The sequence below is a fragment of the Nonomuraea maritima genome (genome assembly GCF_900100395.1).
GTDB classification, from domain to species: domain Bacteria; phylum Actinomycetota; class Actinomycetes; order Streptosporangiales; family Streptosporangiaceae; genus Nonomuraea; species Nonomuraea maritima.
In genome coordinates, this window is the sequence record NZ_FNFB01000012.1 from 25,775 (window position 1) to 44,603 (window position 18,829).

Genomic DNA, 18,829 nt, shown 5'->3' on the forward strand with positions numbered 1-18,829 from the left:
TCACGGAGGTCACGCGTGTCACATTTACGACCCGCCCTCTTCGCCGTAACCCTCACCGTCGCCATGGCCGTGGCCACCCCGGCCCAGGCCGCCCCCGCCCCCGCTCCCAAGATCACCGTCCAGGACGGGCACACCCAACCCGTCTTCTCCTACTCCGACGCCATTCGCGAGCACGTGTACGTCGAGTCGCCCGTCGACAGCGACTCCGACGGCAAGCTCGACAAGGTACGGGTGGACATCATCCGGCCGCGGGAGTCCGGCCCCGGGCTCAAGGTTCCCGTGATCATCGACGAGAGCCCGTACTACGACAACTCGGGCCGCGGCAACGAGGGCGAGCGCAAGGTCTACGACGCCGACGGCAACGTGACCAAGTTCCCGCTCTTCTACGACAACTACTTCGTGCCGCGCGGCTACGCCGTCCTCAACGTCGACATGATCGGCACCACCAAGTCCGACGGCTGCCCCGACATGGGCGGCGCCGCGGACGTGCTCGGCGGCAAGGCCGTCATCGACTGGCTGAACGGCCGCGCCAAGGCGTACAAGGCGGACGGCAGCCCGGCCGTCGCCGACTGGACGACCGGCAAGTCGGCGATGATCGGCAAGTCGTACGACGGCACGCTGGCCAACGCCGTCGCCGCCACCGGCGTCAAGGGCCTGGAGACGATCGTGCCGATCTCGGCGATCAGCTCCTGGTACAAGTACCAGCGCTCGAACGGCGTCATCTACAACTACGACTACATCTCGTACCTGACCAACGCCGTCGACACCGACCCCGACGAGAAGTGCCAGGCCGTCCGGGACGCGCTGAACGCCGCCGACGGCGACGAGACCGGCAACTACAACGCCCTGTGGGCCGAGCGCGACTACATCTCGGGCACGCTGGCCGACGTCCGCAAGGTCAAGGCGAGCGTCTTCGTCGTGCACACGGTCAACGACCTCAACGTCAAGCCGGACAACTTCTCCACCTGGTGGCAGGAGCTGGCCGAGCGGAACGTGCCGCGCAAGATCTGGGTCGGCCAGACCCAGCACGTGGACCCGTTCGACTTCGAGGGCCGGCGCGGGCTGTGGGTGGACACCCTGCACCGCTGGTTCGACTACTGGCTGCACGGCGTCCAGAACGGCATCATGAAGGAGCCGCGCGCCGACGTCGAGGTGGCCCCGGCGCAGTGGACCACCGAGCGCGACTGGCCGGCGCCGCACACGCGCAAGACCACGCTGCGCCCGTCCGCCGACGGCACCCTCGGCCTCGACCGTCCCGCCAAGGGCAGCACGGCCACGTTCACCGACACCCGGATGAACGAGAACGCCATGGTCGCCGACGTCGGCACGCCGAACCCGGGCCGGATCGCGTTCACCACGGAGGAACTGCCCGCCGACATGCGCCTGTCCGGCACGCCCACGGTCGATCTGCGGGTCAAGCTGGACCAGCCGACGTCCAACCTGACGGCGCTGCTCGTGGACTTCGGCGAGGACACCCGCGTCGACTGGCGGCGCGGGCAGGGCATCACCACCCTCACCGAGGAGGACTGCTACGGCGAGAGCACCGCGGACGACGACGCCTGCTACCGCAAGACCGTCACCAACGTCGCCACCCGGCCGCTGGAGGTCATCGCCCGCGGCTGGATCGACGTGCAGAACCGTGACTCGCTGAGCCAGTCGTCGCCGCTGCGCGTCGGCCAGTACGGCAAGGTCAAGTGGCAGACCCTGCCGCAGGACTACACCTTCAAGCAGGGCCACCGCATCGGCCTGGTGATCGCCGGCACCGACTCCAACTACGTCGGCGACCAGGCGACCGGGGCGAACGTCACCGTCGACCTCAGCAAGAGCAGCGTCGTCGTGCCGTTCGTGTCCGACATGCCGCACCTGCCGAAGGGCAAGGGCAAGTTCCACGGGCCCGAGCGGGTGCAGCTGCCGCAGCCCGACGCCGAGGCCAGCTTCTTCTAGCCTCCGGCGGCGAGCGTCCCGGGCTCCGCGGAGCCCGGGACCTCGTGCGCGGCAGCGGTGACCTCGGCCGCCCAGCGTGACGGGCCGTGCAGCAGCACGCTCGTCTGGGCGGCCGCTTTCGTGATCACGACCGGGTGCTCGCGCGCGTTCATGACGGCCCACACCAGGCCCGCCGCCAGCAGCACCACCCCCATGGCCAGGCCCAGCCTGGCCACCAGCCGCAGCGGCGCGCCGGTCTCGGCGTCGTCGTCCGGCGGCGGCTCCCGCCAGAAGTCCTCGTCCTCAGGACGGACGCCGCCCGCCGGCTCGATCCCGCCGTACCGGATGAGGGCGCGCGCCCCGTTGCTCTCGCCCACGGTGGTGACGGTGTAGACGAGCTTGTCGCCGTACGCCCCGCCACGGAAGGGCCTGGTACGGCTCGGCGGCGTGAACGGGTGTCGCCCGCGGACCGCGGGCGCGGCAGGAAGCTCCTGGTCGGCGGCGGCCGCGCCCGCCGCCGACCAGGGCTTTCCCGCGGTCGCCGTCGTGGGGTCGGCGACCGGGGCGGGCAGCATGGCATCGGCGCTCGGCGGGACCGGGGTTCCGGTATCCACCTGCAGGCGCGCCTGCACAGGGAAGCCGTCCGCCCGCCAGAGAGGCCCCTGTCCTGGCAGCGGCTGCGCCGACGCCAGCCGGTTGGGAAGCGTGCCGGGCGGTGCCGTGATCGGCAGGCGGCGCAGCAGCGCCCCGGCCGTCATCGTCCTGGGCGCGGCCCGGCAGGTCGCGCAGGACTGGATGTGCCGGCCGATCCGCGCCCTGGCCCGTCGCCCCGGCGCGGTGACCCATTCGGACACCCGCGCCGACAGGTCGGGGCAGCCGTCGCGGGAGCGCGCGGCCACGATCGCCGCGAACCACTCCTCCAGGCCGTTCGCGGCCCGGGTGACGACGGCGCGGACCTCGTCCTGGCGCAGGTCGAAGATGGCGGCGAGCTCCTGGTCGGCCAGGCCGTGCCGTACGGACAGGTCGAGCAGCTCGCGCTGCGGGCGGTCGAGGGACAGCAGCGCCTCGGGCAGCAGCTCGGACATCCGGCCGGGCCGTGACCACGAGCCGATGCTCGCGGGCCCGGCGACGACCGCGCGGTGCGCCCGTGCCACCGCGTACAGCCACGCCCGGCGCAGGGCCGGGTCCACGACGCGGTCCGCGTACAGGTGAGCTGTCAGCGCGGCTCCGGCGACCGCCTGCTCGGCGTCGGCCGTGGCGAGCTCGGTGCGGCAGTAGTCGTACAGGCGGGCGCCGTGCTTGTCGCACAGGTCGCGGACGGCCTGGCGCGCGTCGTCGGACATGGTCCGCCACATCGGCGTTCACCTCCTCTCTCTGTACGCGCTCTCTGTACGCGGTCGCGAGGTTCATGACCTCCCGACGGGGTTCGGCACGGCGCGGGACGCCGCCCATGACGCCGTGTGCGGCACGGTGTCCAGCAGCGATGCCTGCGCCAGGTACGCGCGGGTCGCGTCCGGATCGCCGGCGATGGCCCGCAACCCGGCCGTGGCCGCGTCGAGGCGCGCGCTGTCGTGCTCGCGCACCCCCATCCGCCGCGCCTCGCGGGGCGGCAGCACCCGTTGCAGCACCACCGAGCGCCGCCGCCAGGCCCAGGCCTCCAGCGCGGCCGCCGGTGCCTGCCCGCCGATCACGGCGGTGATCACGCCGGCCAGCTCGACGGCGTCGTGGATGCCGGCGTTCATGTTGAGCCCGCCGACCGTGGAGGTGAGGTGCGCGGCGTCGCCCACGAACAGCACCCGCCCGCACCGGTACGAGCTCAGCACCCCCCGCGACAGCCAGAACCGGTCGGCGCCGGTGATCCTGATCGGCCCGCCGAGGCCCGGGAGCGCCCGGCGGACCAGCAGCGACAGGTTCGAAGGCGACAGGGGTTCGTGCGCGTCGCACGGGATCTTGAAGATGATCCGCCAGTGGTCGGGCAGCCCGAACAGCGTGCACGACTGCTGCAGGTCGCGTACGTGGGTCAGCGGCGCGAGGCTCGGCAGCATCCGGTCCAGCGGCGAGTCGACGAACACCCGCAGCGCCTGCGCCTGGTGCGCCGAGCGCGGCAGGGGCAGCCCGAGCACGCCCCGCACGGTGCTCTGGGCGCCGTCGGCGGCGATCAGGTAGCGGCCCAGCGTCCAGGTGTGGCCGACGCGGACCCGGACGCCCGTGCCGCCCTCGGCGACGCCGTCGACGTGGGCGCCGAAGCGCACCTCCGCCTCCGGGCAGGCATTCAGGGCCTCCAGCAGCAGCGCCGTGAGCGACGCCTGGTCGAGGTGCATACGGAACGGATGCCGGGTCAGGCCGTCGAGCCGGTTCATCCCCATCTCGGCCAGCACCATCCCGGACCGGTCGCGCCACTGCACCCGGTCCACCACCCGCCCGGCGGCGACCAGCCGGGAGGCGACGCCGAGCTCGTCCAGCAGGTCGAGCGTGGCGGGGTGGAAGGTGCACGCGCGCGGCCGGCGGGGCAGCTCGTTCTCGCGCTCCAGGACGGTCACCCGGATCCCGGCCCTGGCCAGGACGAGCGCCGCGGCCAGCCCCGCGGGCCCGGCCCCGGCGACGACGACGCCGTTCATGCGGTGTGTCTCCTGGGCTCCTGTTCCTGCGTGTGACGGCGATGGGGCACCCGGCTGAGCGTGACGTGCCCGCCGGTGGCCCGGGACAGCGCCCACCAGGCCGTGCAGAGGTTGGACGTGAGCAGCGTCCGGTCGTTGCCGCGGGTGAGCCGAGCCAGTACGGGCAGCGTGGCCATGCCGGTGCCGGTGAACAGCAGCACCGCGTCGCCGGGCGGCTCGGCCAGTTCGACCTGGCTGATCAGTTCGGCGGGGGTGACCGCGTAGGAGGAGTAGCCGTGTTCTGCGCGTACCTGGACGACCTGGGTGACGTTGATGCCGGCCGACTTCCAGAACCGCTCGGCCAGCTCCGTCACCCACGGCTGGTACGGCGACACCAGCACGATGTCGCTCACCCTCGCGTGGTCGAGCGCCTCGCGGGTGGCCAGCGTGGAGGACGCGAACGGCACCCCGGTCGCCTCCGACAGGTCGGCGCACTGCTCGCGGTCCTCGTCGGGGCCGAGCAGGTAGCGGGGTTCGCTGCAGGCCATGACCATCGCGTTCAGGCGCAGGCCGCCGAACGCGTCCGTCATGGCGTACAGGGCCGCGTTGTAGCCTTCCAGCCGGTCGGCGTGCGACAGCCCGGGACGTACGGGGAAGCGGGCGACGTGCATGTCGGCGCGTGACCCGAGCAGCCGGGTCAGCTCCGGCTCGGCCGACGGGTTGGGAGGCGCCACGATCACGCCTACTCTGCCGCGGTTCACGGTGCATCCCGGCGTGCGGGGGCGGGGACGGTGCGCATGAGGGTTCTCCTGTGCGGGAAGGCGGGGGTTCAGGAGGCGCGGTGGCTCAGCGCCTGGTCGATCTCGGTGATGGCCTGGACGGACACCTGCCTGATGCGGCGCAGCCGGTGCACGGTGCGCGCCGGTCGCGCCCCTTCGTCGCGGTCCTCGCCGGGCCGTGCGCCCTTCGGGTGGACTTCGTGCGGCCGCGGCCTGCGCAGCTCCTCTGAGGTGGGCCCCGTGGTGAGCATGCTCGCTCCTGTCCTTAGCGGGTGGTCGATCCGATGGGGGATGGTTCGCGAGTTCCTGGCGGGCTCGGGCGCGCGTTCGAGCGCGCCGGCCGGTCGGTCGCCGAGCAGGCGGCGGCCGGCGAGGAGCCGGCACGGTGTTGCCGGCTCCTCTTCCGCCGCGCGATGGGGCCGGTGCCCGGCCCCACGTCCCGACGCCACGGCGACCCGCACCAGCGCTGTGGCGGCGAGCAGAACGGCGGCCGGCGGGGCCGCCACCGGGACGGAGGGCTTCCCGCACACGGCCCTCCATGGGAACCTCCCGCTGGGCGGCACCTGGGGTGGTCCGTGGACCGGCGTTCTGGCGCCCATCACGCCGATCGCCTCCCTGGCTCGGGTTCCCGTCCGGCGGCGCCGCCCTGGGGCGGGCCGCTGTGCATCCCGCCGGGCCCGGCGCGGGCGCGGCACGCCCCGCGCCCGGCCGGGCCGGCGGGAAGTGAACCGGACCCTGGTGCAACCCCTCCGCCTGGCCAGCACGCCAGCCGCTACCGCGCTGGTCAGCAACACCGCGCCGAATGGTTCGGGCACGTGCCGCACGGTGCTGGGGGGAAACGCCGGGTCCGGCGCCGATGACGCTGCCACCGATCTCATGCGAAGGGCAGCCGGAGCACACCGCGGACGCCCGACCAGGAGGGCGAACGGCACCCCGGCCGGTCGCTCGCCCGGTCGCGTGGCCCGCGATGTGGCCGCCGCCTGATGGCAACGCCGCAATGTGTGCGCGCTCGCGCGCGCTCGTCTTCCCGGCCGCCCTGACCGTGGGTGTGGTGGTTGTGGTGGTCGGGCGGCCGTGATCCTTGGGGGTGGTCAGGGGGCCGTGGTGGTGCCGGCCGTCCCTGGTGGTCGCGGCGGGTGCCGCGGTGCGGGGGTTCATGGTGTGATCACCGCGCTCACGTCGTCGGTGCCGCCGACGTCCACGTTGGGCACGCTGATGCACACCAGGCGTTCGGTCAGTCCGGCGCCGCGGCCGGAGACGTCCCTGGCCGTGCCGGAGGCCGGGTGGGCACGCCTGCGACCGGCGGGCATGGAGACGTCGCCGAGTCCGTCCGTCCAGAGGTCGCGTGCCGGGGCGTCCAGGAGGTACTGCGGCGCGCCTCCCGCCACCATCCGGGCGACCTTCCCGGCGAGCGCGAGATGCTCGCCGCAGCGCCGCGCGACCTTGGCCTCCAGCCCGGCCACCTGCGCGAGCCTGAGCCGCAGCGGCTCCAGCGAGGAGCGGCGTTCCAGCCCGCGGAGGTCGGACAGCCGCTCTGGCCAGCGCAGCTCGTCGCGGCAGCGCGCCTCGACCACGGCCGCCAGGTAGCCGGGCGGGCAGCCCTGGTGGCGCAGCCGGGTGGCGAGCATGACCGCCATGAACGCCGTACGGTCGAAGTGGGCGAGCCGCCCGCTCAGGGCGGCGCCCAGCATGCGGGCGCGGTGCCCGAGGAAGACGGCGCTCCAGCCGAGCAGCAACAGCCGGTCGGGTCCTGTCTCGGTATGCCATCCGGCCAGCCGCAGCTCGCGGGCCATCCGGTGGTGGACGTGCCAGCGCTGACGTGGAGCGTCGAGCCAGACCTGCACCCCGCCCAGCGGCAGGCTCGCGACCTGCACGTCGACGCCGGCCGCCGGTGCGGCCACCCGGGCGCAGATGCGCCGGACGGCCTGCTCCTGGCCGAGGGAGGTCGCCTCAAGGTGCGGCGAAGCGCCCGTGGAATCCATGGTCACCGTCGGCCACCTCCTCCGGCTGTTAAGCCTCAGTTACCAGACAGGCTGATAGTCTCCTTACGATCGCGGCTATGTCAACTGACAGTTTGCGCATAGGTTGATACCGGCCGGTGGGACAGAGCTGGCCCACATGGCAGGGGACACTGCGCCCGGCGTCCCTTACGCTTGAGACGTTCACGGGCGGTAGGAGGTGTGCAGTGGCCAACTTCGCCGAGCGGCTCGATCTCGCGCTGACCAAGCGCGGCTTCACGGGCGCGCAGGTGGCCTCCGCCCTGACGGAGGCCGGCATCCCGATCACGCGCGCCTACGTCAGCCAGCTGCGCACGGGCAAGCAGACCAACCCCACGTTGCAGGTGCTGCGCGCGCTCGCCTCCTGCCTGCAGGTGAGCGTCGGCTGGCTGGTCGGCGACGACTACCTCGAGTCGGGTTCCGTCGAGGACATCCAGATGCGCGCGGCCACCCTCGGTATCGCCGCCTCCGGCCTGTCGGAGAGTTCCCTCGTCGTCCTGCGCGGCGTGGTCGAGCTGGCCCGTAAGGCCGAAGGGCTGCCCGAGGAGCACGAGCCCGCCCCCGAGATCCCCGAGGCGGCGGCGCCGCTCGGCGACGCGCAGCGCCGGGCGCTCGGCAAGCGCCTGCACGGCCTGCGGGTGGCCGCGGGGCTGTCCGTCGAGCAGGTCGACACGGCCCTCGGCAGGGGCGCCGCCGCGATCCCCGCCGTCGAGGAAGGCCGCCTGGCCCCCGCGCCCATCACCGTCGAACGCCTGCTGACCGTCTACGGCGTCACCGCCCCGCCGATCCGCGAGTACGTGCTGATGCTCGCCAGGGGCGAACGCGAGCCCGCCTGGTACGACGCGCAGTCGGTGCCGGTCTGGCTCGCCGCCTCGTACGCGCTGGAGCAGCGCGCCACGGTGATCCGCACCTACCATCCGCAGTTCGTCCCGCCGCTGCTGCAGACCGACGACTACGCCAGGGCCGCGATCACCGTGGCCGGCCCGGCGACGCTCGGCCAGCAGACCGTCGACGAGGCGCTCGCCATCGTGCTGGCCCGCCAGGAGGCCATGGCCCGCGAGGGCGGCGCCGTGCTGTGGGCGGTCGTCGACGAGAGCGTGCTGACGCGCTCGATCGTCGGCCCGCACGGCCTGCTCCGCCAGCTCGACGCGCTGATCGAGCACGCCAAGCGGCCCAACGTCTCGCTGCACGTGGTGCCGATGGACGACCCGGCCTACCTGCCGCGTACGGGGCCGTTCACGCTCTGGCGCTTCGCCGAGCCCTTCGAGTCGGACGTCGCCTGCGCGCACGGCGTCGAGTCCGATGAGCTGATCACCGACACGACCGCGGTCGAGGCGTACCACCAGGCCTTCACGAAGCTGTCGGTGACCACGACGACGCGCGAGGAGACCGTGGAGCTGCTCAACGAGCATCGTGAAAGGCTTTCGCGTTCGCTCGGGAAATGACCTTTTTCCCGCATTCTTAGATCATTATGCGTGCCATAGGTTACGCACATATACCCGAAATCGATAGCTATTCCGGTTGTCTTCCGCTCCGAGGCGGGGATCATAAGTTCTGGGTCATCGAGTGGGGTCCGAAAGGACAACTTTTCCCGAGATTGTGGGCGAGGGGAAAGGGGCAACACTCAATGCATCAGCGTGCCATCCGAAATCTGGCGAAGCTGGAGCTGACCCGAGCGAGTACGACGCGCGTCCTCGACGCCGCCGCGGGTGGGAAGAACCATTTCACGGCGGACAGGGACGTCGTGCGCCGCTACGACGCGGCCGCCCCCGTCACGACGGCGGCGGCACGGGCGGTGCTGGCCTTCCTGTGCCGCGTGGTGCGGCACCTGGCGGCCGCCGGCGTCGACCAGTACGTGGTCGTCGGCAGCGGTGTGCCGAGCGGCTTGCCACCCGGCGGGCAGCTGCACGACGTCGCCCGCGACGCCCTGGGAGGCGCGGCCCCCCGCGTGGTGTACGTGGACGACGACCCCATGGTGCTCGCCGCCGCGAGGGCCACCATCGAGCCCGTCACCGACCTCGTACGCGTCGTCGAAGGCGGCGTCCGCGAGATCGACGACGTGCTCGACGACCGGGTGCTGCAGACGTTCCTCGACTGGGACCGTCCCATGGCGGTGCTCCTGGTGTCGACGCACCACATGAACGACGACGAGTACGTCCACTACGTGATCAAACGCCTGCGCCAGGTGGTGCCGGAGCGGAGCTACCTGTCGCTGCTGCAGACCACGTTCGACGCCGTGCCGGCCGAACTCCTGCCCGCCGTCCACGACCTCATGGCCATGACGCTGCCCGGCCACGCGATCCGTACGAGGGAGGAGGTGGCGGCGTTGCTCGACGGTCTGGTGCTGGAGGAGCCGGGGCTGGTGTGGGTGCCGGAATGGCGGCCGGGGCCCGGCGACGCCCGTCCGGAACACCCCGGCGCGTCCGGCACGTACGGCGCCGTGGCCCGCATCCCATGACGCCCGTCAGTCCCGCGCGCTCAGTCCCACCAGAACGACCAGGCGTGGCCACCGACGAGCTGCGCGGCGTACCCCTCCAGGTCGCCCGCGCCCTGCACCACGTTGTCCGGACAGAACGCCCAGTGCTCGGCGGCGACGTGCAGGGCGTGCTCCCGGTCGAGCGGCGGGGCCGCCACGCTGAGGTCGAGCGTGTTGAACCCGACGCTCACCACGCGCGCCCCGAACCGGTCCTCCCAGCTGCGCACCACGGCGGCCATCGGCACCATCCACTCGTTGTGGTGCAGCGCGCCCTGCCAGCCCATGACGGCGAGCGCGTCGGCGCCCCGGCTCGCGGCGACCAGGCCGAGCGGCATGCCCCTGGCCGCCAGCTCGCCCGCGAGCCAGTCGGCCACCGCCTCCGGCTCGGCCAGCGGCACGCCCCGCGGCGCAGGACCGGGGCAGATCGCCCCGTACGGCTCCAGCTCCTCCAGCGCGTCGGACGGCATCTGCGTCACCCACTCCTGCCACACCTCCGTCATGAAGCCCTCGGCGGTGAAGTGGTCGATATGGCGGTGGTCGTCCGGCACCACCTGGCCGATCGACCACGGCTGGGCCGACTCGTCGAGCAGCAGCGGCCACAGCCCGCTGTGCGGGTGGCACGCGCGCAGCCGCGCCCAGTCGGCCCCCGTCGCCGGCTCGTCGCTCATCCAGAACGCCGGACGTTCGGCGCGGCCCTGCCCGGTGTAGCCGGGGTCGGGCCAGACCACCTCGCCGGGCGGCAACGCCACGGGCAGCCGCCGGTCGCCACCGCCGTCGGCGAACAGCTCGCCCAGCTCACGTGGCAGCCGGTGATCGCTCATCGCTTCTCCTTGACGGCCGGAGACCACAGGATCGCACCTTTGAGCCGGAAATCAGCCGTTGCCGATAACGATGAGCCGCGGGTACCGCGCACCGCGTGAAGGCCCAAATCATCCGCGCTCTGGCGTGGGGGGGAAGTCAAGCCCTACCGTTCCGATCACCGCTGCCGAATCCTGTCTCGGAGATGGTAGTGCCGCCTGTGGCGCCGGCACCTTCGGCCGGGGCACCTGCCGGACTCACGGCAGAATAGGGAACCGTGCTTCCCTTCGACGCGGTTCTCACCGACTTCGACGGCGTGCTACGCCACTTCGACCACGCCGCGCAGGCGTCCATCGAGGCCCGCTACGGCCTTCCCCTCATGAAGACGGCCTTCGACCCCGCGTTCATCGGGCCCGCCACGATCGGCCGGGCCACCGAGGCGCAGTGGGCCGAGTCGGTCGCCGTGGCGCTCGGCGGCGACGAGCGTGCCCGGCAGGCGGTGGCCGAGTTCATGGACATCCGCTTCTGGGTCGACGACGAGGTCAGGGCGCTGCTGGCCAGGGCGCAGCAGTACGTGCCGGTGATCCTCGTGACCAACGCCATGGACACCCTGGAGGGTCACCTCGACCTGCTGGGGCTGACGTACTTCGCCGACGACGTGGTCAGCAGCCACCGGGTGGGCGTCGCCAAGCCCGACCCGCGCATCTACGCGATCGCCGCCGAGCGGGCCGGCGTGCCGCCGGAGCGGTGCCTGTTCGTGGACGACCGGCTCGCCAACGTGGAGGCCGCGCGGGAGCTCGGCATGACGGCCGTCCACTACTGCGCACTCGCCGACCTCGCCTCGGCACTCCACCTGCCCGACTAGCGAGCCTGCCTGGTTGGCGTGTCTGTCCGGCCGGCGCGCCTGCCCGGCTAGCGCGTCTGTCCGGCGGCCATGTCGAAGAACGCCCGCTCCAGCTCGACGGCCCGCCGGAACACGCCGAGCACCTGCTGCCGGCGTTCGTCGCCGCCCTCGGCGGGCAGGGCCGCGCCGAGGCGGTCGAGCTCGCCGCGCAGGAACGCCACCCAGGCGCGGAACTCGGCGCCCTCGTGCAGGTCGATCCACTCGCGGTGGACGAAGTTCTCAGGCAGCGGCTCGGTGGCCCGCGAGGCCCAGCCGAGGTAGCACCACTCGGCCACGCACAGCACGGCCGCGATCAGCAGGTAGTCCTGGCTTGCGCGGACGTCGTCCATCAGCTGCCGGAAGGCCGCCGTCACCGGCTCGGTCGGCGCGTCCGTACGCCCGCCCAGCTCGTCCAGCGCCCGGTGGAAGTACGTCTTCTCCTCGGTCGTCGCCACCTGCCCGAGGAACGTGCCGTACGGCACCCGCGCCTCGAACGTGTCGGCGGCGGCCACGGCGGCGCCCAGCAGCGCCGTGAACGAGTCGACGAACTGGAAGTCCTGCTCCAGGTAGCGCCGCATGTCCTCGTCGGCGACCGTGCCCGTGGTGATCGCCATGGCGAACGGGTGGGTGACCACGGCCGTCCAGTCAGGTTCGCACTCGCTTCGCAGCCACTCGCTGAAAGATCGTTCGCTCACGCCCCCGACTGTAACCGGTGGCGCTCGCGGCTGTTGCGCCCGGGAAGGGGTTTCCGGCGCGGCTCGCGCCGGCCGCGCCGGAAACGTCAGGTGACCGCCGCCCCCGGCCGTCGTAGCGGCGAGCTGCGCTCTCGCCTGGGCCGGGGACGACGGCGCAGGAGGTCCCGGTCAGTACCCGCCGTACGGGGCGCGGGAGGGACGAGCGGCAGGAAGGGTCGGCTGAGGAGCGGCAGCGCCGCTGGAACGGACCTTCGTGCCCTGCGGGGCGATGACGCCGATCAGGCCGTGCTTGGCGCCGTCGACGCCGGCGGAGAACCACAGCGCGCTCTCGCCGCCGACGGCCGCGGTGCCCGGCTGCAGGTCCCACAGGCCGCGCAGCACGATCGGCCGGCCGTTCGCCAGGCGCAGCGCGCCGAGGTGCCGTCCGCCCCGGTAGGCGTGCACGGTGCCGTCGCCGAAGTTGCCGACGAGCAGCGCCCCGGCGAACTGACGCCAGCCCTTCGGCGCGGGGCTCAGCCCCCACGGCGCGTTGAGCCCGGTCCTCGCGATGCGGCCGGTCAGCCGCCCGTCGGGGGTGAACCGGCTCACGAACCCCTTGCCCGCGCCGAGGACCGGCTTGCCGGTGGCCTTGTCGCGGACGGCGTAGGCGACCCAGACGTTGCCGTTCACGACGGCGACGTTGTACGCCTTGTAGGTCGAGGGGATCTTCGGGTCCCTGAACTGCCAGCGCCTCAGGGAGACGCGCCGGAAGTCCTCGTCGAAGGCGTGGACGCGTCCGCTCGCGAAGTCGGCGGCGAGCAGGAAGGCGCCGTCGCGGGTCCGTACGAGCTCCAGGCCCTTGTAGTCGGCGCCGCGGGTGAAGGCCGCGATGACCGCGTTGGCCGGGTCGACCTCGGCGTTCCAGCCGGTGATGGCGCCGCTCGGGCTGCTGAAGATGAACGTGGCGGGCTTGCCCTTGACGGTGAAGCCGTCGCCGGGGTTGAACACCTGGCCGGTCGGCGATCCGCCCGGGATCGCGACCTCCGTCTTCTCCTTCCTGCCGGTGCCGGAGTAGACGGTGGCGGTTCCGGTGCCGGTGTTCGAGACCCACAGCGTCCTGCCCATGGCCAGGCCCCACGGGTTGACGACCTTGGGGTCGGTGACAGGGGCTCTGCCCTTGACGTCCGACACAAGGTTGATGACGTCGAATCGAGTCCTGGTGGTAGCGGCGTGCGCGGGAGCGGTGAGCGTCGCCCCCAGCACGGCCGCGACAGCGCAGAGTGTGATGATGCGTGGCCGCATCCGGTGCCTCCTAATGAGCGCTTGTGACGCGAGATACGCGCTGCACGGGGAACGGGTTCAGCCGGGACCGGAAATATCGTGGGAGAGTGTTCCGCGTCGACCGGGGGAGAGGATCACCATGAACGTCCTGGGCATCGACATCGGCGGGTCCGGCATCAAGGGCGCGCCCGTCGACACGAAGACCGGCGAGCTGGTCGCCGACCGGCTGCGCATCGCGACACCTGAACCGTCCGAGCCCGACGCCGTGGCGGAGGTGGTGGCCGAGATCCTCCGCCACTTCTCGTGGGACGGCCCCGTGGGGATCACGTTCCCTGGCGTCGTGGTCGACGGCGTCGTCCGCTCGGCCGCGAACGTCGACCGCTCGTGGATCGGCACCGACGCGGCCCGGCTGTTCGACGGGGCGACCGTGCTCAACGACGCCGACGCGGCCGGCCTCGCCGAGATGCGCTTCGGCCGGGGCAAGGGGCAGCACGGGACGGTGCTGATGCTGACGTTCGGCACGGGCATCGGCAGCGCCCTGTTCACCGACGGGGTGCTCGTCCCCAACACCGAGCTCGGCCACCTGGAGCTCAACGGCAAGGACGCCGAGCACCGCGCCGCCGCCCGGGTCCGCGAGGAGCACGACCTGAGCTGGGAGAAGTGGTCGGAGCGGGTCGAGCGCTACCTGAAGCACGTCGAGATGCTGTTCTCGCCGTCGCTCATCGTGATCGGCGGCGGTGTGAGCAAGAAGGCCGACAAGTTCCTGCCCCGTATCCACCTCGACACCCCTGTGGTGCCGGCGGAGCTGCAGAACGAGGCGGGCATCATCGGCGCCGCCCACGCCGCGGAGGCCGCCCGATAATCGGATGCGGCTGACCGTCGCCATCGGGCACGATGGGCCGTTGGCTCCGAGGGATGCGGGCCTCAAATATCCTGAAAGCAGTATGGGAACGTCTTCCTTGTCCTCTCCACTCGCCGACCTCCAGTCCCGCCTGCCCGCCCTGATGCCGCGCGACGAGCGCCGGCTGCGGCGCAGGCTCGACGGCATGCGCCGGATCCGCTCCCGCGACGCCCGCGACAAGATCGTCACGGAGATCCTCGCCGACGTGGAACGCGCCGAGCAGCGCCTGTCGCGTCGCCGCGCCGCCGTGCCGGTGGTGACCTATCCAGAGAATCTGCCCGTCTCCCAGCGCAAGGACGACATCCTCGCCGCCATCCGCGACCACCAGGTCGTGATCATCGCGGGTGAGACGGGTTCCGGCAAGACCACGCAGATCCCCAAGATCTGCCTCGAACTGGGCCGTGGCGTCCGGGGCCTGATCGGCCACACCCAGCCGCGCCGGATCGCCGCCCGCACGGTCGCCGAGCGCATCGCCGAAGAGCTCGGCACCGGCCTCGGCGAGGCGGTCGGCTACAAGGTGCGCTTCACCGACCACGCGAGCGACCGCACCCTCGTCAAGCTGATGACCGACGGCATCCTGCTGGCCGAGCTGCAGCACGACCGCACGCTCGACCAGTACGACACCCTCATCATCGACGAGGCCCACGAGCGCAGCCTCAACATCGACTTCATCCTCGGCTACCTCAAGCAGCTCCTGCCGAAGCGGCCCGACCTCAAGGTCATCATCACCAGCGCCACGATCGATCCCGAGCGGTTCTCCCGCCACTTCGACGACGCCCCCATCATCGAGGTCTCCGGCCGTACCTACCCCGTCGAGGTCCGCTACCGGCCGCTCGACGAGGACGACGACCAGACGCAGGGCATCGTCGAGGCGTGCCGCGAGCTGGTCGGCGAGGGCCCGGGCGACGTCCTCGTGTTCCTGTCGGGCGAGCGCGAGATCCGCGACGCCGCCGACGCCCTGGCCAAGGCCGAGTTCCGCAACACCGAGATCCTGCCGCTGTACGCCCGGCTGAGCGCCGCCGAGCAGCACCGCGTCTTCCAGCGCCACACCGGCCGCCGCATCGTGCTGGCCACCAACGTCGCCGAGACGTCCCTCACCGTCCCCGGCATCAAGTACGTCGTCGACCCCGGCTACGCGCGCATCTCGCGCTACAGCCACCGCACCAAGGTGCAGCGCCTGCCGATCGAGGCGATCTCGCAGGCCAGCGCCAACCAGCGCAAGGGCCGCTCCGGCCGCACCTCCGACGGCGTCTGCATCCGCCTGTACGAGGAAGAGGACTTCCTCAACCGGCCCGAGTTCACCGACCCCGAGATCCTGCGCACCAACCTGGCGTCCGTCATCCTGCAGATGACCTCGATCGGGCTGGGCGACATCGAGGCGTTCCCGTTCGTCGAGCCGCCCGACCGCCGTCAGGTCAAGGACGGCGTCAACCTGCTGCACGAGCTGGGCGCGTTCGACGCCCACGGCCGGCTCACCCCGATCGGCCGCAAGCTCGCCACGCTGCCCGTCGACCCGCGTCTCGGCCGCATGGTGCTCGAGGCGGAGAAGAACGGCTGCCTGCGCGAGGTCATGGTGATCGCCGCCGCGCTGTCCATCCAGGACCCGCGCGAGCGTCCCGCCGACAAGCAGCAGCAGGCCGACGAGAAGCACCGGAGGTTCGCCGACCCCGAGTCCGACTTCATGGCGTACCTCAACCTGTGGAACTACCTGCGCGAGAAGCAGAAAGAGCTGTCCTCCAGCGCGTTCCGGCGGCTGTGCAAGGCCGAGTTCCTCAACTACCTGCGCGTACGCGAGTGGCAGGACATCTACAGCCAGCTGCGCCAGGCGCTCGGCGTCCAGCCGAACAGCAGCCCCGCGGGGCCCCAGCAGGTGCACGCGTCGCTGCTGGTCGGCCTGCTGTCGCACATCGGCGTCAAGGACGTCATGGAAAAGAGAGGCAACGACGGGCGGCGTCCGATCCAGGAGTACATCGGCGCCCGCAACGCCCGCTTCGCCATCTTCCCCGGTTCGGCGCTGGCCAAGAAGCAGCCGCAGTGGGTGATGTCGGCCGAGCTGGTCGAGACCTCCCGGCTGTGGGCCCGGGTGAACGCCAGGATCGAGCCCGACTGGGTCGAGCCGCTCGCCCAGCACCTCGTCAAGCGCACCTACTCCGAGCCCCACTGGGAGAAGAACCAGGGCGCCGTCATCGCCCTCGAGAAGGTCACGCTGTACGGCGTGCCGCTCGTGGTCGGCCGCAAGGTCAACTACGGCCGCATCGACCCCGACCTGTCGCGCGAGCTGTTCATCCGGCACGCGCTCGTCGAGGGCGACTGGGACACCCACCACCGCTTCCTGAAGGACAACCGCAAGCTGCTCGAAGAGGTCGAGGAGCTGGAGAACCGCGCCCGCCGCCGCGACATCATGGTCGACGACGAGGCCCTGTTCGACTTCTACGACCAGCGCGTCCCGGCCGACGTGGTCTCGGCCCGGCACTTCGACGCCTGGTGGAAGAAGGCCCGCCACGAGCAGCCCGACCTGCTCACGTTCTCGGCCGAGATGCTGGTCAACGAGGGCGCCGACGTCAGCACCCGCGACTACCCCGACACCTGGAAGCAGCTCGGTCAGCGGATGCGGCTGACCTACCAGTTCGAGCCGGGGGCCGACGCCGACGGCGTGACCGTCCACGTGCCGCTCCAGGTGCTCAACCAGGTCTCCTCCGACGGCTTCGACTGGCAGATCCCCGGCCTGCGCGAAGAGCTGATCACCGCGCTGATCCGGTCGTTGCCGAAGAACCTGCGGCGCAACTTCGTGCCCGCTCCCAACTACGCCAAGCAGGTGCTGGCCGGGGTGAAGCAGGGCGGTGAGCCGCTGCTCGCGGCGGTCGAGCGCGAGCTGCTGCGGCTGACCGGCGTACGCGTGCCGCGCGAGGCCTGGCAGCTCGACCAGGTGCCCGACCACCTGCGCATCACCTACCGGGTGATCGACGAACGCAAGCGCACGGTGGCCGAGGACAAAGACCTCGACGCGCTCAAACGCCGCCTCGCGCCGCGGCTGCGCCAGACGCTCTCCCAGGCGGGCGACGACCTCGAGCGGACGGGTCTGCGTACGTGGAGCTTCGGCACGCTGCCCGAGGTGTTCGAGCAAGGACGCATGAAGGGTTACCCGGCCCTGGTCGACGCGGGCTCGTCCGCGTCGATCAAGATTTTCGAGACCCAGGCCGAGCAGCGCCGCTCCCACTGGCCCGGGGTGCGCCGCCTGCTGCTGCTCAACGTCACCAACCCGGCCAAGTCGCTGCTCGGCGGCCTGTCCAACCAGTCGAAGCTGGCGCTGTCACGCAGCCCGCACGGCGGGGCGGTGGCCCTGTTCGACGACGTGGTCAGCGCCGCCGCCGACAAGCTCATGCTGGACGCCGGCGGCGCGGTGCGCGACCCCGCCGCCTTCGACCGCCTCCACCAGCACGTACGCGCCGAGCTGTACGACACGGCGGCCGACGTGCTCGCGAAGGTCGAGCAGATCCTCGCCGTCTGGCACGAGGCGGGGGCGCGCCTCGACGCGATGCGCGCGAGCGGCGCGACCGACGACATCCGCGACCAGCTGGGCAAGCTCGTCTACCCGGGCTTCGTGACGGCCACCGGCGACCGCCGCCTGTCCGACCTGCTGCGCTATCTGCGGGCGATCGACCGCCGCCTGGCCAAGCTGCCCGAGGACCCGTGGCGCGACGAAGAGTGGATGGCCCGCGTCCACAAGGTCGAGGACGACTACCACGACCTGCTCGACAAGCTGCACCCGGCGCGGCGCCGCGACCCCGACGTGGTGGAGATCCGCTGGATGATCGAGGAACTGCGGGTGAGCTTCTTCGCCCAGACCCTCGGCACGCCCACCCCGGTGTCGGAGAAGCGCATCACGAAGGCGATGGAGAAGCTCACGCCATGAAGATCGAGGTGTCGAGCTTGGTGTCGACGGGCGGCGGCAACGTGATCGGCGAACCCATGGCGACCCTGGTGGTCGTCTGGTAGGCGCCGTCCTTGATGTCGCTGAACACGGTGACGCCCGGCGTCTCTCCGATCGGGTCGACCAGCAGGTAGACGGGCACGCGGCCGACGGCGTACAGGCGCGGCTTGTCCTCCCGGTCGACCCGGACACTGCCAGGTGAGACGATCTCCGCGACCATGATCAGCCCGGACGACAGCAACTCACCCTCCCCCCAGCGGGGGCACGCGGGTGGCGTCAGCGTGTAGTCGGGCACCAGCGAGTCGCGGGGCCCGGCGATGCAGACATTCAGCAGGCCGGGAGCGCCGCGCCAGCCGCGTTCGTGGGCAAGCGGGCGGAGAGTGTCGTGCAGCGCCACGGCCATCCAGGCGTGCTCGGGGGAGCCCATGGGACTCACGATCAACTTCCCTTCGATGACCTCGGCCCGGAAACCGGGGAGGGGTGGCAGGGCATCGAACAGCTCGCGAGCGGTGCGTGGGGACTCCGGCGCGCTCGCGTCCATCTGAAGGTCTTCCTCGATCGTGGCGACCATGGAATCTTCCTTCCGTAT

Annotated in this window: 15 protein-coding genes; 6 read left to right on the forward strand and 9 right to left on the reverse strand. The window is 71.8% G+C overall.

The genetic code is table 11. From position 1 onward, the window contains the following. Positions 1-15: 15 nt before the first annotated feature. Positions 16-1,944, forward strand: coding sequence for a Xaa-Pro dipeptidyl-peptidase (locus tag BLR04_RS20175; RefSeq protein WP_245740358.1), 1,929 nt, complete (start codon positions 16-18; stop codon positions 1,942-1,944). Here BLR04_RS20175 and BLR04_RS20180 read toward each other — a convergent pair. The 5 genes from BLR04_RS20180 to BLR04_RS20195 form a co-directional block, all read right to left on the reverse strand. Beyond that, positions 1,941-3,266 (reverse strand): RNA polymerase sigma factor, encoded by a 1,326-nt coding sequence (locus BLR04_RS20180; RefSeq protein ID WP_090767426.1) that lies wholly within the window; start codon positions 3,264-3,266, stop codon positions 1,941-1,943. The genes BLR04_RS20175 and BLR04_RS20180 overlap by 4 nt on opposite strands. 63 nt (positions 3,267-3,329) lie before the next feature. Then, positions 3,330-4,541, reverse strand: coding sequence for an FAD-dependent oxidoreductase (locus BLR04_RS40780; protein WP_176903191.1), 1,212 nt, complete (start codon positions 4,539-4,541; stop codon positions 3,330-3,332). After that, positions 4,538-5,281, reverse strand: coding sequence for a maleate cis-trans isomerase family protein (locus BLR04_RS40785; protein ID WP_176903192.1), 744 nt, complete (start codon positions 5,279-5,281; stop codon positions 4,538-4,540). The genes BLR04_RS40780 and BLR04_RS40785 overlap by 4 nt, the downstream gene beginning before the upstream one ends. Before the next feature lie 68 nt (positions 5,282-5,349). Next, the gene (locus BLR04_RS39810; protein WP_143022112.1) at positions 5,350-5,829 is read right to left on the reverse strand and encodes a hypothetical protein; all 480 of its coding nucleotides are present in this window, start codon (positions 5,827-5,829) and stop codon (positions 5,350-5,352) included. A 624-nt stretch (positions 5,830-6,453) separates the two neighbouring features. Next, complete coding sequence (locus BLR04_RS20195) at positions 6,454-7,287, reverse strand: hypothetical protein (RefSeq protein ID WP_090767432.1); 834 nt, start codon at positions 7,285-7,287, stop codon at positions 6,454-6,456. 197 nt (positions 7,288-7,484) lie between these two features. Between BLR04_RS20195 and BLR04_RS20200 the strand changes: the two genes are divergently transcribed. Together BLR04_RS20200 and BLR04_RS20205 are read left to right on the forward strand one after the other, a co-directional pair. Beyond that, the gene (locus BLR04_RS20200) at positions 7,485-8,741 is read left to right on the forward strand and encodes a helix-turn-helix domain-containing protein (RefSeq protein WP_090767435.1); all 1,257 of its coding nucleotides are present in this window, start codon (positions 7,485-7,487) and stop codon (positions 8,739-8,741) included. A 182-nt stretch (positions 8,742-8,923) separates the two neighbouring features. Beyond that, positions 8,924-9,754, forward strand: a complete 831-nt coding sequence (locus tag BLR04_RS20205; protein WP_090767438.1) for an SAM-dependent methyltransferase — start codon at positions 8,924-8,926, stop codon at positions 9,752-9,754. 20 nt (positions 9,755-9,774) lie between these two features. On the opposite strand, the gene BLR04_RS20210 is transcribed toward BLR04_RS20205, so the two are convergent. Beyond that, the gene (locus BLR04_RS20210; protein WP_090767442.1) at positions 9,775-10,593 is read right to left on the reverse strand and encodes a DUF4253 domain-containing protein; all 819 of its coding nucleotides are present in this window, start codon (positions 10,591-10,593) and stop codon (positions 9,775-9,777) included. 254 nt (positions 10,594-10,847) lie between these two features. On the opposite strand from BLR04_RS20210, the gene BLR04_RS20215 reads away from it, so the two are divergent. Then, entirely contained in the window at positions 10,848-11,435 is a 588-nt protein-coding gene (locus BLR04_RS20215) for an HAD family hydrolase (protein ID WP_090767445.1), read from the forward strand. 47 nt (positions 11,436-11,482) lie between these two features. Here BLR04_RS20215 and BLR04_RS20220 read toward each other — a convergent pair whose 3' ends face one another. After that, a complete protein-coding gene (locus tag BLR04_RS20220; RefSeq protein WP_090767447.1) occupies positions 11,483-12,148 on the reverse strand; it encodes a TenA family protein in 666 nt (221 codons plus the stop codon). Between the two features lie 168 nt (positions 12,149-12,316). Then, positions 12,317-13,429: a TIGR03118 family protein gene (locus BLR04_RS20225; RefSeq protein ID WP_090767450.1), complete on the reverse strand. Its 1,113-nt coding sequence runs from the start codon at positions 13,427-13,429 to the stop codon at positions 12,317-12,319. 118 nt (positions 13,430-13,547) lie between these two features. On the opposite strand from BLR04_RS20225, the gene ppgK reads away from it, so the two are divergent. Beyond that, the gene (ppgK, locus tag BLR04_RS20230) at positions 13,548-14,270 is read left to right on the forward strand and encodes a polyphosphate--glucose phosphotransferase (protein ID WP_090767452.1); all 723 of its coding nucleotides are present in this window, start codon (positions 13,548-13,550) and stop codon (positions 14,268-14,270) included. A gap of 82 nt (positions 14,271-14,352) precedes the next feature. Then, complete coding sequence (gene hrpA / locus BLR04_RS20235; protein WP_090767455.1) at positions 14,353-18,222, forward strand: ATP-dependent RNA helicase HrpA; 3,870 nt, start codon at positions 14,353-14,355, stop codon at positions 18,220-18,222. On the opposite strand, the gene BLR04_RS20240 is transcribed toward hrpA, so the two are convergent. Next, positions 18,212-18,811 carry a Uma2 family endonuclease gene (locus tag BLR04_RS20240; protein WP_090767458.1) on the reverse strand — a complete coding sequence of 200 codons (600 nt, stop codon included), beginning with the start codon at positions 18,809-18,811 and terminating at the stop codon, positions 18,212-18,214. The genes hrpA and BLR04_RS20240 overlap by 11 nt on opposite strands. Positions 18,812-18,829: the final 18 nt, after the last annotated feature.

Excerpts from the sequence above, each read along its gene's own strand:
- BLR04_RS20180 (WP_090767426.1), bottom strand. The coding sequence starts at position 3,266 with ATGTCCGACGACGCGCGCCAGGCCGTCCGCGACCTGTGCGACAAGCAC.
- BLR04_RS40780 (WP_176903191.1), bottom strand. The coding sequence starts at position 4,541 with ATGAACGGCGTCGTCGTCGCCGGGGCCGGGCCCGCGGGGCTGGCCGCG.
- BLR04_RS20205 (WP_090767438.1), top strand. The coding sequence starts at position 8,924 with ATGCATCAGCGTGCCATCCGAAATCTGGCGAAGCTGGAGCTGACCCGA.
- BLR04_RS20210 (WP_090767442.1), bottom strand. The coding sequence starts at position 10,593 with ATGAGCGATCACCGGCTGCCACGTGAGCTGGGCGAGCTGTTCGCCGAC.
- BLR04_RS20225 (WP_090767450.1), bottom strand. The coding sequence starts at position 13,429 with ATGCGGCCACGCATCATCACACTCTGCGCTGTCGCGGCCGTGCTGGGG.
- ppgK (WP_090767452.1), top strand. The coding sequence starts at position 13,548 with ATGAACGTCCTGGGCATCGACATCGGCGGGTCCGGCATCAAGGGCGCG.
- hrpA (WP_090767455.1), top strand. The coding sequence starts at position 14,353 with ATGGGAACGTCTTCCTTGTCCTCTCCACTCGCCGACCTCCAGTCCCGC.
- BLR04_RS20240 (WP_090767458.1), bottom strand. The coding sequence starts at position 18,811 with ATGGTCGCCACGATCGAGGAAGACCTTCAGATGGACGCGAGCGCGCCG.